Annotated in this window: 11 protein-coding genes; 7 read left to right on the forward strand and 4 right to left on the reverse strand. The window is 48.9% G+C overall.

What is annotated here, in order from left to right; translation table 11 throughout:
• Positions 1-100: 100 nt before the first annotated feature.
• From hflX to LRP57_RS02135, 3 genes are all read left to right on the forward strand, one after another.
• On the forward strand, positions 101-1,606 hold the full coding sequence (gene hflX, locus LRP57_RS02125) for a GTPase HflX (RefSeq protein ID WP_231204657.1): 1,506 nt from the start codon (positions 101-103) through the stop codon (positions 1,604-1,606).
• Positions 1,603-3,852, forward strand: a complete 2,250-nt coding sequence (locus LRP57_RS02130) for an ATP-dependent DNA helicase (RefSeq protein WP_231204659.1) — start codon at positions 1,603-1,605, stop codon at positions 3,850-3,852. The genes hflX and LRP57_RS02130 overlap by 4 nt, the downstream gene beginning before the upstream one ends.
• A 75-nt stretch (positions 3,853-3,927) precedes the next feature.
• Positions 3,928-4,914 carry an L-lactate dehydrogenase gene (locus LRP57_RS02135; RefSeq protein WP_231204661.1) on the forward strand — a complete coding sequence of 329 codons (987 nt, stop codon included), beginning with the start codon at positions 3,928-3,930 and terminating at the stop codon, positions 4,912-4,914.
• A 176-nt stretch (positions 4,915-5,090) separates the two neighbouring features.
• On the opposite strand, the gene lexA is transcribed toward LRP57_RS02135, so the two are convergent.
• The gene (gene lexA / locus LRP57_RS02140; RefSeq protein ID WP_231204663.1) at positions 5,091-5,786 is read right to left on the reverse strand and encodes a transcriptional repressor LexA; all 696 of its coding nucleotides are present in this window, start codon (positions 5,784-5,786) and stop codon (positions 5,091-5,093) included.
• A 177-nt stretch (positions 5,787-5,963) separates the two neighbouring features.
• Between lexA and LRP57_RS02145 the strand changes: the two genes are divergently transcribed.
• Both LRP57_RS02145 and nrdR read left to right on the forward strand, forming a co-directional pair.
• Entirely contained in the window at positions 5,964-6,434 is a 471-nt protein-coding gene (locus LRP57_RS02145) for a LysM peptidoglycan-binding domain-containing protein (RefSeq protein WP_231204665.1), read from the forward strand.
• Positions 6,435-6,759: 325 nt separating this feature from the next.
• A complete protein-coding gene (gene nrdR, locus LRP57_RS02150) occupies positions 6,760-7,290 on the forward strand; it encodes a transcriptional regulator NrdR (protein ID WP_231204667.1) in 531 nt (176 codons plus the stop codon).
• 59 nt (positions 7,291-7,349) lie between these two features.
• On the opposite strand, the gene serA is transcribed toward nrdR, so the two are convergent.
• Positions 7,350-8,561 (reverse strand): phosphoglycerate dehydrogenase, encoded by a 1,212-nt coding sequence (serA, locus tag LRP57_RS02155; RefSeq protein ID WP_231204670.1) that lies wholly within the window; start codon positions 8,559-8,561, stop codon positions 7,350-7,352.
• 61 nt (positions 8,562-8,622) lie between these two features.
• Positions 8,623-10,905 (reverse strand): HelD family protein, encoded by a 2,283-nt coding sequence (locus LRP57_RS02160; RefSeq protein WP_231204672.1) that lies wholly within the window; start codon positions 10,903-10,905, stop codon positions 8,623-8,625.
• 214 nt (positions 10,906-11,119) lie between these two features.
• Here LRP57_RS02160 and LRP57_RS02165 point away from each other — a divergent pair, with 214 nt between their 5' ends.
• Both LRP57_RS02165 and LRP57_RS02170 read left to right on the forward strand, forming a co-directional pair.
• Positions 11,120-12,232, forward strand: a complete 1,113-nt coding sequence (locus tag LRP57_RS02165; RefSeq protein ID WP_231204673.1) for a PAC2 family protein — start codon at positions 11,120-11,122, stop codon at positions 12,230-12,232.
• A gap of 136 nt (positions 12,233-12,368) precedes the next feature.
• On the forward strand, positions 12,369-13,631 hold the full coding sequence (locus LRP57_RS02170; protein WP_231204675.1) for an MFS transporter: 1,263 nt from the start codon (positions 12,369-12,371) through the stop codon (positions 13,629-13,631).
• Between the two features lie 57 nt (positions 13,632-13,688).
• Here the strand turns inward: LRP57_RS02170 and LRP57_RS02175 are convergent, their stop codons facing one another.
• On the reverse strand, positions 13,689-14,678 hold the full coding sequence (locus tag LRP57_RS02175) for a spermidine synthase (protein ID WP_231204677.1): 990 nt from the start codon (positions 14,676-14,678) through the stop codon (positions 13,689-13,691).
• Positions 14,679-14,714: the final 36 nt, after the last annotated feature.

Below are 14,714 nucleotides of genomic sequence, written 5' to 3' on the forward strand. Positions count from 1 at the left end.
GGTTGAAGCTCACCTCCATGAAGCACGCAAAAAATGTCTCAACATGAAACACTAGAGGGAGTATTTCGCATCACGACACGAGCTTTTCGAGAGGAAACCTATGCCGCATACAGGCCAACAGCTAGAGCCACACGATGAATCTGTTCGCAGAGCAGAAGAAATCGTGGCACGTGTTCTTGCTCGCCAAGGGACAGCTTTAGCATCAACCGATGGTCAAGATACGCGCAATGATGCAGGATGGTTGGAACGAGAAGCCCGTGCAGGTACACGTCGTATACGTGGTTTATCTACGGAACTTGAAGATGTGTCCGAGGTTGAATATCGACAGGTTCGACTTGAAAAAGTTGTTCTTGTGGGGCTACGTACACAAGGCACTGAGGAGGAAGCAGAAAATTCTTTACGAGAGTTGGCTGCTCTTGCTCAAACAGCGGGCTCAGAAGTGTTAGATGGCGTGATCCAACGTCGAATTACCCCTGACCCAGCTACATACCTCGGGAAAGGAAAAGCGAAAGAAGTCGCTGAACTTGTGGCCGCAAATGGGGCGGACACGATTATCGTGGATGGTGAACTCGCGCCCAGCCAGCGACGTGGCCTTGAAGATGTTGTCAAAATCAAGGTGGTGGACCGTACAGCACTGATTCTTGATATTTTTGCTCAGCACGCAAAATCTCGTGAGGGTAAAGCTCAGGTTGAACTGGCGCAACTGGAATATTTACTGCCCAGATTACGAGGCTGGGGTGAATCAATGAGCCGACAGGCCGGTGGCCGTGTGGCAAGTGGTGAAGGCATTGGTTCACGTGGCCCAGGTGAAACCAAAATCGAATTAGACCGTCGCCGTATCCGCACTCGAATGGCTCGTCTACGTGCGCATATTAAAGCAATGGAGCCTTCACGTCATACTCAACGGGCATCACGTCGTCGTGGAGGTGTACCTTCGGTAGCAATCGCGGGATATACGAATGCAGGTAAGTCAACGCTACTGAATCGCTTAACTGGTGCGGAAGTTCTTGTAGAAAACGCTTTATTTGCCACCCTTGACCCTACTGTTCGCCGAGCAGAAGCACCGGATGGTCGTCTCTACACGCTCACTGACACCGTTGGTTTTGTCCGCCAATTACCTACCCAATTAGTTGAGGCTTTCCGTTCCACTCTTGAAGAAGTCGCTGAAGCAGATCTTATTGTGCATGTGGTTGATGCTGCTCACCCTGATCCTGCAGGGCAAGTAAGTGCGGTACATGAAGTTTTCGATACGATTCCGGGTGCGCGTGAGATTCCTGAATTAATTGTGCTCAATAAAGCAGATTTAGCGACACCGGAACAGCTTGTTTTATTACGCACAGCTTTCCCGAACTCTGTTGCTGTTTCAGCATGGACGGGACACGGTATGGAAGATCTGCGTCTTGTGATACAGGATATGCTTCCACATCCACGGGTGCAGGTAGATATGACAATTCCGTATTCACGAGGGGACCTGGTTCACCTCGTACATGAAGAAGGCGAAATCGAAAGCGAAGAATACGGTTCAGAAGGCACGCATATTGTGGCACGTGTAGAGGCTCGCCTCGCACAGCTTTTACGTGAGGCGGGGGCGCAGGACAACACATGAATGAAGCGCAATCTGCTTCGCACCCCTCCTTGCCTAGCAGCGACAAGACATTACCCTCGCAAAAAACTGCTGAAAGAACCCAAGGAAAGAACGCTGATATTAAGAGCGAATCCCCTGATCTGACTCCTGCAGAAAATGAGGAGCAGGAAAGTAATAGTCACGCTGTGTCGGGCGGGCAGGCTGATCTTTCGTGCGCTGCGGATGTGCTTTCTCAAAGAGAGACTAAAAGAGGGACTACGCCGGGTATCGAGCTCAAGAGTGCGCCTGATGGGGAAGCAGAAAGTACACCGGACCTGACAGAATTATGTGACACAGTACTGAGTCGCGTCCTTTCTGATATTTCTGGAACAGTGCGCCCCGGGCAAACACAGATGATGCATGCGATTGCCACGGCGATTCGTGATTGCGCTCGCGTCCTCGTGCAAGCGGGAACCGGCACAGGAAAATCGCTGGGCTATTTGATTCCGTCGTGTGTTCATGCGGTGACAGGCAATGCGCGGGTTCTGATTTCTACGGCAACTTTGGCACTTCAACGTCAAATACTCACACATGATGCTCCTATTGTCAGTAAGGTCCTTCAGGGGCTTGTCGGCTATACGCCTCGTGTGGCTCTGCTCAAAGGGTGGAGTAATTACATATGTATGCATAAGCTTGCAGGCGGATATCCTGATGAGGATACGCTTTTTGATTCTTCGCTTTTGCCGGGTGAATCTGAAAAAACCGAAGGCCCTACTTCACCTATAGCTGCTGAGATCATGAGTTTACGTGAATGGGCACGTACAACGCCCACAGGTGATCGTGACGATATGGTGCCTGGGCCAACAGATCGCGCATGGCGTCATGTCAGCGTGTCTCGGCGTGAATGTATTGGCCGTTCATGCCCCATGTTGGAGGAGTGTTTTGCTCATAATGCCCGTGAGAAAGCTGCTCATGCCGATATTGTGGTCACGAATCATAGCTTGTTGGGGATTCATGCGACAGGGGAGAATGATCTTTTCTCTGACATTGATATGGTGGTTGTTGATGAGGCGCATGAACTGGCTGAACGGGTGCGTTCGCAAGCTGCTGTGTCGCTGTCTGCTTCTCAATTAGCGCGTGTTACTCGTTCTGCTCGTACGCATGGGCGTATTGATACACATTTTCTTGAAGAAATCACACAGGAACTTTCGCAGATTCTTGAGGATTTACCGCTTGGCCTCCTTTACGAGCGGCCGCAAATTTTACATGACGCTCTGCGTCGTCTTGATGAGGCATGTCGGGATGCGTACACGCAAGTCAGTGACTCAGACGCGGAAGCAGCCAGTAAAACATTGGCGCGGGCTGCTCTTGATGAAATTACTGCTGTATGTGCCGCATGGTCGCGTCCTGCCGAGGAAACAGTGACCTGGGTGGAATACTCTGAAATATCATCTACCCCACATCCGCAGCTGGTTCTTGCCCCATTGGATGTGGCGCGGGCAATTGGAACGGTGGCTTTAGGTCAAGGACCTGCGGTTTTAACTTCTGCTACGCTGAATGTGGGTAGTTCTTTTGATCCGATTGCTTACGAATGTGGCTTGTTTGTGTCGGATGTGCCGTGGAGCGGTATAGATGTGGGGACCCCATTTGATGAGGCTCATCAGGGTATTTTCTATGTGGCCCGTCATCTGCCTCCTCCTGATCTTTCAGGTATTTCTTTGGAGGCTCTGGAGGAGATTGTCGATCTTGTGCAGGCTAGCGGTGGGGGAGCCTTAGTGCTTTGTTCGTCTCGTCGGGCAGTTCATAGCGTTACAGAGGTTTTACGTTCACGGGTACGCACTCAGGTTTTTGCTCAGGGGGATGCGAGTGTGTCCTCGCTGGTTGAACAGTTCAGAGATGATGTGAATTCTTCTTTGGTGGGAACTTTAGGTTTATGGCAGGGCGTGGATGTGCCAGGGTTGTCGTGTCGTTTGGTCATTATTGACAAAATCCCTTTTCCTCATCCTCATGATCCTGTCATACAGGCGTTATCGGATGTGGCTCAACGTAATCGCCGGAGTGGTTTTTGGACGGTTTCTCTTCCGCGTGCTGCTTTATTGATGGCGCAGGGCGCGGGACGTCTTTTGCGTACCAGTGAAGATCGTGGTGTGCTTGCTGTTCTTGATAAAAGGCTGGTGACAAAGTCCTATGGCGCGATGATTCGTCGTTCAATGCCTGCATTGTGGCCTACAAGTGATCCGAAAATTGTGCGTGAGGCTTTGTCGCGCTTATCTTCATCTGTGACGTAGGTTGCACATAGTAGATCAGAAAATATGTGATGATAGAAATAGTTATAAAAAATAACATGTGTGTAGGGGGTAAAGATGAGTAGCGAGGTACAGAGCTTGTATCCGATGTCTACGGGACGTCCATCAAAAATTGCTGTGGTAGGTGCAGGTGCTGTTGGCACGGCTGTTGCTTATGCGTGTGCCATTAAAGGGGATGCGCGTTCGGTGGTGTTGCATGATATTAATAAAGCGAAAGTAGAGGCTGAAGCTTTAGATATTGCGCATGGTATTCAATTCACGCCAACGAGTAGCGTGGAAGGATCTGATGATATTGAAATTGTTCGCGGCGCTGATTTAGTAATTGTGACTGCTGGGGCGAAACAAAAACCAGGACAGTCGCGTTTGGAGCTTGCAGGTTCGACTGTGGAACTGATGCGGACGATTGTGCCGAATTTACAAAAGGTTGCTCCTGAAGCCATTTTTATGTTTATTACAAATCCAGTGGATGTGGTGACATATGCGGCTTTGAAGATTACCGGTTTGCCTCGTAATCAAGTTTTTGGTTCAGGAACGGTCCTTGATACTTCGCGTCTGCGTTATCTGGTGTCCTTAGAAACAGGTGTTGCTACGCAGAATATTCACGCATACATTGCGGGCGAGCATGGTGATTCTGAGGTGGCGTTGTGGTCAAGTGCAGAAATCGGTAATGTGCCGTTGCGTCATTGGGGGCCAACATTGTCAGGTTCTCTTTTTGACGCTGATTTGCGTCGTCGTATTGCTGAAGATGTTGTCCAGTCGGCTTATCGGATTATTGAGGGTAAAGGCGCAACGAATTACGCGATTGGTTTGGCGGCTTCACGTATTGCAGGAGCTGTTTTGCGTGATGAGAACCGTGTACTTACTATTTCCACTCTTTTAGAGGATTGGGAAGGGATCTCAGATGTCTGTATGGCTGCGCCGACGATTGTGGGGCGTGCAGGTGCGGGGCGCGTGTTGAATCCACCATTGACTTTAAGTGAACGTGATGGTTTAACTGCTTCTGCGCAGCGCTTGCGTCAGGTGGCCCGCGATCTGGGCTTTTAAGAGCTGTATCTGCTGATTTTTGTCAGGAATCCTGTCCTTGTGGCTTTTGGCTGTAAGGGCAGGATTTTTATTATGTCTTATGCGTGTGAGTCTGGGTAGTTGCGGTCGTTTCTTTTTATGAGCAGATCATGATGCTTGCGGCGGAAATATGTCCGGTACTGACATTGTGCATGTTTTTAGAGGGATCGCAGTACTGTGACAACGCGACCAAGGATAGTTGCAGTGTCACCGTCAATAGGTGAGTAATTTTCGTTACAGGGTAAAAGCCAGATATGTCCACCTGTGCGTGAAAATACTTTGACGGTGGCTTCGCCTTCAATCATGGCGGCAACAATTTCACCTTCATGTGCTGTGTGCTGTGCGCGGATCACAACGAAATCTCCATCGAGGATGCCTGCCTCGATCATTGAATCTCCGTGTACTTCCAGCATGAATAGTTGTCCATGCCCGGTTAGGCGGGTGGGTAGCTGAAAGATATCTTCCACGTATTGTTCGGCGGTGATAGGTGTTCCTGCAGCAATTCTTCCAACAAGGGGGATATTGGAGGCTTCCTCATCGGCATGTCCAACTGGAACAGTGATATCAATGAATGAAGCTTCGGTGGAATTGTCATGGGGTGTTTGCGTGTTGCCGTGGCCTAATAGGGTGCGACCAGTTTCAGAAATTTCAAGTGCTCGTGGTAAACCTTGAACTCGTTGGAGATATCCGTCACGTTCAAGAATATCGAGATGATGCTTCACTGTTGAAGGGGAAGCGAGTCCAACTGCTGAGGCAATTTCGCGTACTGACGGGGGAAAGCCGTGGCTGTGTGCATGTGCGGATATGTGATGCAGTATTTGCAGTTGCCGTTCAGTGAGCGGTGTTTTTTCCATGAGTTCCTCCCGGGCGGTACGCAGATGTGGGTGCCTGCTGTTCCACTAGTAATACACAGGTTATGCGAATAAATCGTCGAAGTGAAACACATGTTCGAGCGGTTCTCGACATTACCGAAAAATAATGATATCGTACATGTGTTCGACGAACATATGTTCTAGTTTGTGGAGGTAGAAATGGCGCTTAAAGCATATGAAATCGCTACGGAACATGACATGCGTGTATTGAGTGCAGGGGATATGCCTCTTGCAACGGTTTCTGATATTCGCATGGCGCCTTCACGTCGTCGTGTACGTCGTGCTTTACGGTCAGAAAACCCTGCGGCTGCTCGTCGTCCTCATCCTCCTCGTACACGAGCGATACGCCAGTATCGTTTTTCTGCGCTGAAAGTGGGGGCTGCGATATTCGGTACTGTTATTGCTAGCGTATGTGCTGCACATATAGGTTTTGCTCTGCAGCCTGATATCTCTCACATTCCGACAAGCGTTCATTTAGTACGTGCAGGGGATTCTGTGTGGAGTTTAGCTGCGACGGTGCCAACAAGCCGTCCTCTTGAGGAAGTAGTCACGGATATCGAACGTTTGAATCCTATTGATGGAACTTTGCTTGTGGGGCAGACGATTGCGCTTCCTCGGTATGACAAGTAGATGTTTTGCTATATAAGAGGTCAGAGGCTCTTATTTTCCTCAGTCTGTGTGGCATCGTGCGGGATGAATACGTCGCAGATGCCTCAACATAAAAGAAAATAACTGAAGTTTTTGTGTCGATATATATGTGCTCACGCTATGCGTATCAAAATCCCAGAGTATAGGGAAGCTCACGCACGTATGACGAATAAAGGGTGGCGAAAAAAGACACAGAAACTGCAAAATCCGCGAAAGAATAGTGTTTATCGCCGTGATATGTGTGGAAAAAGTGTCTACTATTCGTGTGCCTCTTGCATTGGACTCAATGTAAACGTAATTTTATGGGGTGCATTGTCCTTTCTGTCAGAGTTCCGATTCGCGCGTAGTAGACACCCGAATCGCTGATGATGGTGCCTCCATACGTCGCAGAAGGGAATGTGCTACCTGTAAGAAACGCTTTACAACTTTGGAAACATCATCATTCCAAGTGGTGAAACGTTCAGGCGTCGTGGAACCATTCTCGCGCGACAAAATTGTTTCTGGACTCAAACAAGCATGCCGTGGCCGCCCTGATGTCACCGGCGATCAGCTTGCCTATCTTGCACAACAAGTTGAAGAACAAATACGGTCCTCAGGAGTATCAAATGTGTCCTCCGAAGAAGTAGGAAAAGCCATCCTGCCTTTCTTACGCGACCTCGACGAAATAGCGTATTTACGTTTCGCCTCGGTTTACCGTGCCTTCAATAGCGTAGAAGATTTTGCTCAAGCAATCGAAGAACTCCAAGGGCGTAAAAAAAGCGCACAAGCACGCTCCACAGCTCACACCCGTCGCAAAAAAACTCCACCTCAAGATTCAGTGCCTACACTTTTAGATTAAAAATCTTGGCAACAAAACCAATACGCAGATAAACCTTCAAAGATGAGTCTGTACACGCCTCAGCGATGAATAGCCGTCACAACAAGACGGATAGTGTCATTCATTTGCTCAATTGCCGCTAAAGCCTCCACAGGTAACTCTGATGAAATATCAGTAAGCACATATCCTGTAGACCCTGACGTAGACAGAATCTGACTTTCAATATTGGCCCCAGACTCAGCGAAAACTTGGTTAACCAAAGCCAAAACACCAGGTGTGTTTCGGTGAACCAAAGAAATACGGAAACGAGCTGAAGGCGAAGAATGCAACTGCAAATTCGGCAAATTGACACTCATATCCGTTGAACCGGTTTTCTCAAAATCAACAATCTTACCGGATACGAAACGTCCAATATCCCACTGAGCCTCTTCAGTTGAACCACCAATATGCGGAGTGAGAATCACATTATCAAGACCTGAAAGTACCGATGTGAAAGGATCCCCATTCGCCTTAGGCTCTGAAGGGAAAACATCTAAGGCAGCACCAGCAAGATGACCGCTGAGCAGATGATCGCGTAAAGACTCCACATCCACAACAAAACCACGCGACAAATTGATAAATAAAGCACCGCGTTTCATTAAAGAGAACTCACGCTCACCGAATAAACCCGCATTATCAGGTAAACCATTGACATGAATGGACACAATATCAGCTTCACGTAGTACTGATTCTAAAGTCGGCATTTGTGTGGCATTACCTAAAGAAAGCTTTTCTGCCACGTCATAGTAAATAACATTCAGCCCCATAGCTTCAGCTAAAACAGACAGCTGCTTACCAATATTGCCGTAACCGATAATGCCTAATGTGTGTCCACGTACCTCATGCGCACCATCAGCGCTCTTATCCCATATACCGCGATGTAAACAAGAATTTTTAACTGTGACACGTCGTGACAAATTAATGATGTGACCGATCGCTAACTCCACAACGGAACGGGTATTAGAATACGGGGCATTAAAAACAGCAATACCTAAAGAAGTAGCGCACCCAAGGTCAATTTGATTTGTCCCAATACAAAAAGCGCCGATAGCACGTAAATGAGGACGAGCACGCAGCACTCGTTCAGTCACCATCGTTTTAGAACGCACACCAACGTAGTCAACGCCATCAAGAGCCTGTATGAGTTCATCCTCATCAAGTGCTCCCGTATGACGAATAACCTCAATACCTGCCTGCTGGAAAACATCATCAGATACGCGGTGAGGATTTTCTAAAAGAAGTACACGAGTCATAGCTTTAATCGTGCCATGCTCAGCTAGAAAGAAACAGGAATATCCGTGAGACGGACTTTCCCTACTCCCATTCATCCATACCAGCAGGTAAAGACTGGCAATGCACAACAGTGAGGTCGTAGGTTGCGCGTGTCAAAGCCACAAATAAATCCCCAGGGCCATCATGAAGAATCTCTGAAGGCTCCACAACAATGACGGAATCAAATTCCAAACCCTTAGAGGCGCTCGCCGACAATACGCTTACGCGCTCAGTCAGCGTCGACATGCCTACAGTGTCACCACCCCAAGCTCGGGCACGATCAGCACTCAGGAGGACCGCTACGCGACCATAATCACGTCCTTGACGCTGGTCAAGTACCTCACATACGTGGCGCAGCACTGCCGCAACAGCCATCCGTAAAGCTTCGTCATCATCATGCGTTGGAAACTCGTCTCGCGCATCAACTATATGCAAACAATCATCCACATCGCGTACAGCCTGCATAGGGTGAATAACAGGCATACCTGCGCGCGCAAGAACACGTTCAGCTACATCAGTAAGCGTGCGAGGGGTCCGATATGACACAGATAAAACAAATTCATCGGTCAAAGCTCGCACAGCAGGTCCCAAAGCCTCAGACCACGAGGCAATACGATGATTACCGCGCCTTTGATCTAAATCGCCGACGACCGTGAAACTACGAGCAGGACAACGCCTCAGCAAAGACCGCCACGCCATCGCAGAAAGATCCTGAGCCTCATCAACCACAATATGCCCATAAGTCCAGGTACGATCACGGGCAGCGCGTTCAGCCAGTGGAGTAAATTCTGCGGCACCTGCAACGGACTCAGCTAGCATTTCTGCTGAAACAATACCGCCACCAAGCCCTAAAGCCTCCATTGCTTCACGTGCGCGTTCTACCTGCGTTGCCTCATCATCATGCGCAGAAGAACGCGAAGCAGCGCAGGAAGGTAAAGGACCAAGTAATTCTTCTAATTCATCCAGTAAAGGGATATCAGCCACTGTTATAGGAGAAGTACGTGGGCGAGCTAACTGAGTGAGCTGCTCAGGTGATAAAGGAGAGCCTACTTCATCATTGAGTCGTGCAAGTAAAGCTGGTTTAGCCCATAAACGTTCCAAAAGGGTAAGGGAAGAAGTAGGCATCCACGCACGATTAATTGCTCGACGTGCGCTGACAGAATCCCGGATTTCTTGGAGCCACAAAGTAAATTCTTCAGAATCTATATCAGAACTTTCAGGTATGCCCGCAGCTTCAGTGATTAAACGCCGAGCCAAGACTTTCATCAGTTCTAAAGCAAAAACATCACGCGCAACATTATGAGGGCGACCACCTCGACGTGCATATTTTGCTGCGCGTACCACATCGTCTTGCCGAAGAGTAACACGACGATTCCACACATCAAGGACTTCGTCATGGAGTGGAATTTGCACAAGAGTACGAACCGCGCGATGCAGAATCTGTGTCCACGCTGAAAGACCTTTAATGTAGGCAACATCAGGTAATTCAACGCCACGAGCTTTGATACCTGGGACAAGGTCACCTACGGTTAAAGACACAACGCCTGTTTCACCTAAAGAAGGAAGGACCTTTTCGATATAACGTAAAAAGACACGTGAAGGACCAACTAAAAGCACACCTGAGCGCTCTAAACGTTCACGTTCAGCATGAAGAAGATAAGCAATTCGATGTAAAGCAACAGCAGTTTTACCAGTTCCGGGACCGCCTTGAACAACGATCAGACCGTTACTTTGCGCACGGATAATATGATCTTGTTCAGCCTGAATGGTAGCAACGATATCGCCCATAAAACCATCACGCGCTTTACCTAAAGCTGCCATCAAAGCGCCTTCACCTTGAAGTTCTAAACCGGACTCACTGGCTGCCTGGGCATCAAGGACATCATCTTCAATCCCTAAAACTGTGCGCGCACGTGTCAAAATATGACGGCGGCGAACAATGCCTTGCCGGTCAATAGGTGTGGCACGATAGAAAGGAGCGGCAGCGGGGGCTCTCCAGTCAATAAGAAGCGAAGTGCCATCTTCTTCAGATAATGAGGTGCGCCCAATATAGCGTTGCTTGCCTTCCATATCGTCAAGTCGGCCAAAGACCAGTCGGTCTTCTACGCCATCTAAGCGCGCGGCCATATTCCCGTAATGAGCTGAAATAGCATCGCGTTCTGTCCAGCCTTGCGCATTTCCTACCCCGTGGTTGGCGTGGACACGAGCTTGACGCTGACGATATGTGTCCCGCAGGTCATCAAGATGACGGTAAGCATTGTCAACAAAAACCTGTTCGCGGGTGATTTCACGCGAGATATCACTCGAATGCGGCGAATCCGACACAGTGCCTCCACAGTGAATCTGAAAAAGAAGGGACCCACCATTGTGTCAATTTCTTACTCAAAATGCTGGAAGAAAGACTGATGTTCCTGCCACATTTTCTTTTCGACGGGAATTCTTTTGAGTAAGCGGGTAGCGTGGTACTCACAATAGAAAACATCAATGTCATCAATACGGCACAGTATCACTACACATACGTACGCAGGGGAGGAGCGCTATGCCGTTGTACGATCAAGGGCCTGCATGGGGAGTAAAGTCACCGATCCTGGTTTTACATTTCGATGGCGCTATTGATGCGGGGGTTGCCGGTCATATCGCAGTAGAACAGATGCGTCACGCCTTACGTACAGACCGGATTGCAACATTCCACACGGACGAATTTATTGACTACCGCGCCCACCGGCCAGTGCTGACAGTAGAGGACTGGGTATCCACCGATCTGAATATGCCCGAGATTATTGTGGAACGTGTCGATGATGATTTAGGACAGCCATTTTTGCTGATTCACGGTCCTGAACCGGATATGCGGTGGGAAAAATTTGCCTCCCACATACGTCAGATCGCTGAAGAAGCAGGAGTGGAAATCACGGTGTCTTTGCATGGTGTGCCAGCGGGAACTCCACACACGCGGCCTGCGCAAGTTCACATTCAAGCAACGGATTCTTCTTTGATTCCGCCTCAACCACAGATGATGCAGCCAATGTATTTTCCCTCTCCTGTGAGTTCATTTGTTCAAGCACGCTTAGCTGAATCAGGTATTGACGGAGTGGCTTTACTCGGATCGGTTCCTTTCTACATGGCTGATCGTCCTTATCCTGCAGTATCCTCAGCGATCCTGCGTAAACTCTCTGAACTAACGGGACTGGCTTTACCAGTAGGGGATTTAGAGCGTGGAGCTGCCGAAGATATCGCAGCTCTTGAAAGTTTCACGGAAGAAAATCCGCAGATCCATGAAACTGTTCAAGCCCTAGAAACACACTACGATGCCTTAACAGGGGCCAACGGTATTGCTCCCTTAACTTCCTTTTCTGACGATGTAACCTCTGCGCCGCATACAGAAACCCAAAATATCGGAGATGTGATTGAAGCCTATTTGGCAAATGTCACGAAAAATTCAGCGGATGTGACGGAGAATGCCCCTTCTCATTCCGCATCACAAACCGATGAGGAAAGCGAACCTGAAACGGAAACCGTAGAGGACGTTCTGCGCCGCCTAGCGCATCGAGAAGCACAGAAAAACTCTGCCTCGTTGAATATCCGCCATATTCCTCGCCACCGCGCAGACACTCACGAACCACCGCCACTTCCTCCATCTGAACAACAGATGTAAAACGGATTGACCTGTGAATAACCGGCAGATACGCGCAGGCGAGTGTACAGGTTTCCACTACTGTCTTACGCTCAAAACCTAACTGTGTGATGTATCCACCTGCCCATCTGACCCGCTCTATCTTCTGACGTACACCATGACACCATCGCATAATCACACACCGCCACAATTTGCTACAGGTATTCGCGTATGGGCATGCGCAATGCTGATCTACATAGTGGCTGTTACTGCTCGTACGTCATTAGGAGTATCCGGCGTAGAAGCAATAGAACGCTTCGGCCTGACAGCATCGGGACTTGCTCTTTTTGCTGCCCTTCAAGTAGGGGTTTACGGCTGCGCGCAGATTCCGATGGGGATTCTGCTTGATCGATGGGGCCCGCGCCGACTGATGACATTGGGTGCTGTCCTTGTTGCTATTGCACAAACCGAAATGGCTTTTTCTTCATCTTTTATGTGGGCGATCATTGCCAGAATCCTTTTAGGCATTGGAGACGCCACAGCATTTATTTCAGTTTTACGCTTACTGTCCTCGTGGTTTTCCATACGGCACATCCCAATATTTACTCAACTCACGTCAATCTTCGGGCTTTTTGGACAAATCCTTTCTGCAGGACCGTTTTTGATGTCACTTCATCAATGGGGGTGGAGCCCTGCTTTTTGTATGACAGCCGCCGCTGCACTGATCGTGGCCTTCATCGCTGCTCTTGGGATACGTGATTCAACACAAAACACCCCGTCTGATTCTCAGGTTTTCCCCAGTGTGTCCCCTCATGTATTTCGTAATCCAGGAACATGGGCTGGTTTCTTTGCTCATTGGATTGGCGCAGGGCCACCGATGACATTCACTTTGCTGTGGGGAGTTCCTTTTATGACCTTAGGTATGGGGATGAAACCAGAACAAGTCAGCAGGATGCTCATTATTTTCTCTGTGACAAATATTCTTTTCGGCCCTGTGATGGGTATTGTGAGTGCGCGGATGCCGAAACGACGTCCGCATATGATTGCCCTATCTTTCACGGTGATTGCCGCAGTATGGGCTTGGTTGCTTTCTTCGTATTCGCCGCCTTCTATCTTTGCTGCCACCTGCCTTGTTGTGGCTTTGGCATTGGGGGCGGTATCTTCATCGCTTGCATTTGATATTGTCCGGATGACTTCACCCATCCACACATTAGGAACAGCTTTATCTGTGGCAAATATGGGTGGTTTCATGGCGACTTTGACGACGATGCTTACTATCGGGATTACCCTTGATGCGCTCTCAGGGGATGAGGTCTTAGGGTGGAGCCATTTCCGTGTAGCTATGAGTGCGCAGGCCTTCCTGTGGCTTATTGGCATCATAGGTTTTGTGCTCACACTGATAAAAGCACGACATGTGTTCTTTGGTCGAACAACTGACTGATTAAAAGTTGCAGTTTTCCTGGTAGTTTACGAGCAAACAGGGGAGCCTACGGTGATCTTATGCGCCTTCGTCATGTAGAGGGTGAATACCGGCGTACCATTTACGCATATCATGCCCTTGTATTACCCGCGCAGGCAGTGGCAAACGCCTGAGTAAACGTTCAATCTCCTCAAAATCACACAGAGAAAAATCAGTGTTGTGATAAACAATAGGCTGAAAAGATGAAGCGGATTCGGATTCAGATTTAGATTTAGTGAAGGGTGAATCTGCATGTGTCCTTACCACAGGTACAGGTGCGCTCGCCGTTTCATAGGATAAGTCGTTATGCGGAAAAGAAGTCTTTTGTGCAGGGGCATGTGTTTTAGGTGAGGTGTTTTGGGCAATAAGGACGACGTTTCCTCTGCGTCCTCCGCGTCCTACTTTTGGATCTGCAATAGCAATGACTCGATCGAAAACTTCAGATACGGCAGCAATATCATAGCGTGCGTCACTTATGCCACCATGTGCGCAATTGACCATATAGAGTCCGCCGGGGCTTAATGCGCGCGCAACAGAATGAACGTATTCAATGGTGCGTAGGTGCGAGGGTACTTCTCCGTGAGCAAAAGTATCACGCACGATAACATCCCAACGTTGAGGGCGAGTCTTTTCTGTTTCATGGCGTGCTTCACCGACACGAATTTTCAATTGAGGTGCCCGTGGTAGGTCAAAGTGTTCACGCACGAGTTGCGCTAAAGCTGCATCGTATTCAACAGCAGTGTGCCGTGAATGGGGGAAAAGTGTGACCCAAGCTCGCGGCAGTGCGCATGCGGCTCCTCCCAGATGTAGGACCTGAATACGTGCCTGCGTCTCGTAGGTGGCCTGGAGAGCACATGTCATATGTTGCATGTATTCAAAATCCATATGCGTGGGGTCGTTTATATCAATACATGACGATTCCACATCATTGAGGAATAAGGTGAGAAGGGGGCCGTCTTGAGTAAGGCGGGCGTATCCGTAGTCAATGGGGAATTCTTCAGCGCCGCGCAGCCGGGGACCTTTTTTCATGAAAGACACTGTAGTGAAAAATGAGGGAAAATAGGG

Origin of the sequence: Schaalia sp. lx-260 (genome assembly GCF_021083645.1) — a bacterium.
GTDB lineage: Bacteria > Actinomycetota > Actinomycetes > Actinomycetales > Actinomycetaceae > Pauljensenia.

What these genes read in the sequence shown, in the direction of transcription:
- hflX (WP_231204657.1), top strand. Translation starts at nt 101, where the DNA reads ATGCCGCATACAGGCCAACAGCTAGAGCCACACGATGAATCTGTTCGC.
- LRP57_RS02130 (WP_231204659.1), top strand. Translation starts at nt 1,603, where the DNA reads ATGAATGAAGCGCAATCTGCTTCGCACCCCTCCTTGCCTAGCAGCGAC.
- LRP57_RS02135 (WP_231204661.1), top strand. Translation starts at nt 3,928, where the DNA reads ATGAGTAGCGAGGTACAGAGCTTGTATCCGATGTCTACGGGACGTCCA.
- lexA (WP_231204663.1), bottom strand. Translation starts at nt 5,786, where the DNA reads ATGGAAAAAACACCGCTCACTGAACGGCAACTGCAAATACTGCATCAC.
- LRP57_RS02145 (WP_231204665.1), top strand. Translation starts at nt 5,964, where the DNA reads ATGGCGCTTAAAGCATATGAAATCGCTACGGAACATGACATGCGTGTA.
- serA (WP_231204670.1), bottom strand. Translation starts at nt 8,561, where the DNA reads ATGACTCGTGTACTTCTTTTAGAAAATCCTCACCGCGTATCTGATGAT.
- LRP57_RS02165 (WP_231204673.1), top strand. Translation starts at nt 11,120, where the DNA reads ATGCCGTTGTACGATCAAGGGCCTGCATGGGGAGTAAAGTCACCGATC.
- LRP57_RS02170 (WP_231204675.1), top strand. Translation starts at nt 12,369, where the DNA reads ATGACACCATCGCATAATCACACACCGCCACAATTTGCTACAGGTATT.
- LRP57_RS02175 (WP_231204677.1), bottom strand. Translation starts at nt 14,678, where the DNA reads ATGAAAAAAGGTCCCCGGCTGCGCGGCGCTGAAGAATTCCCCATTGAC.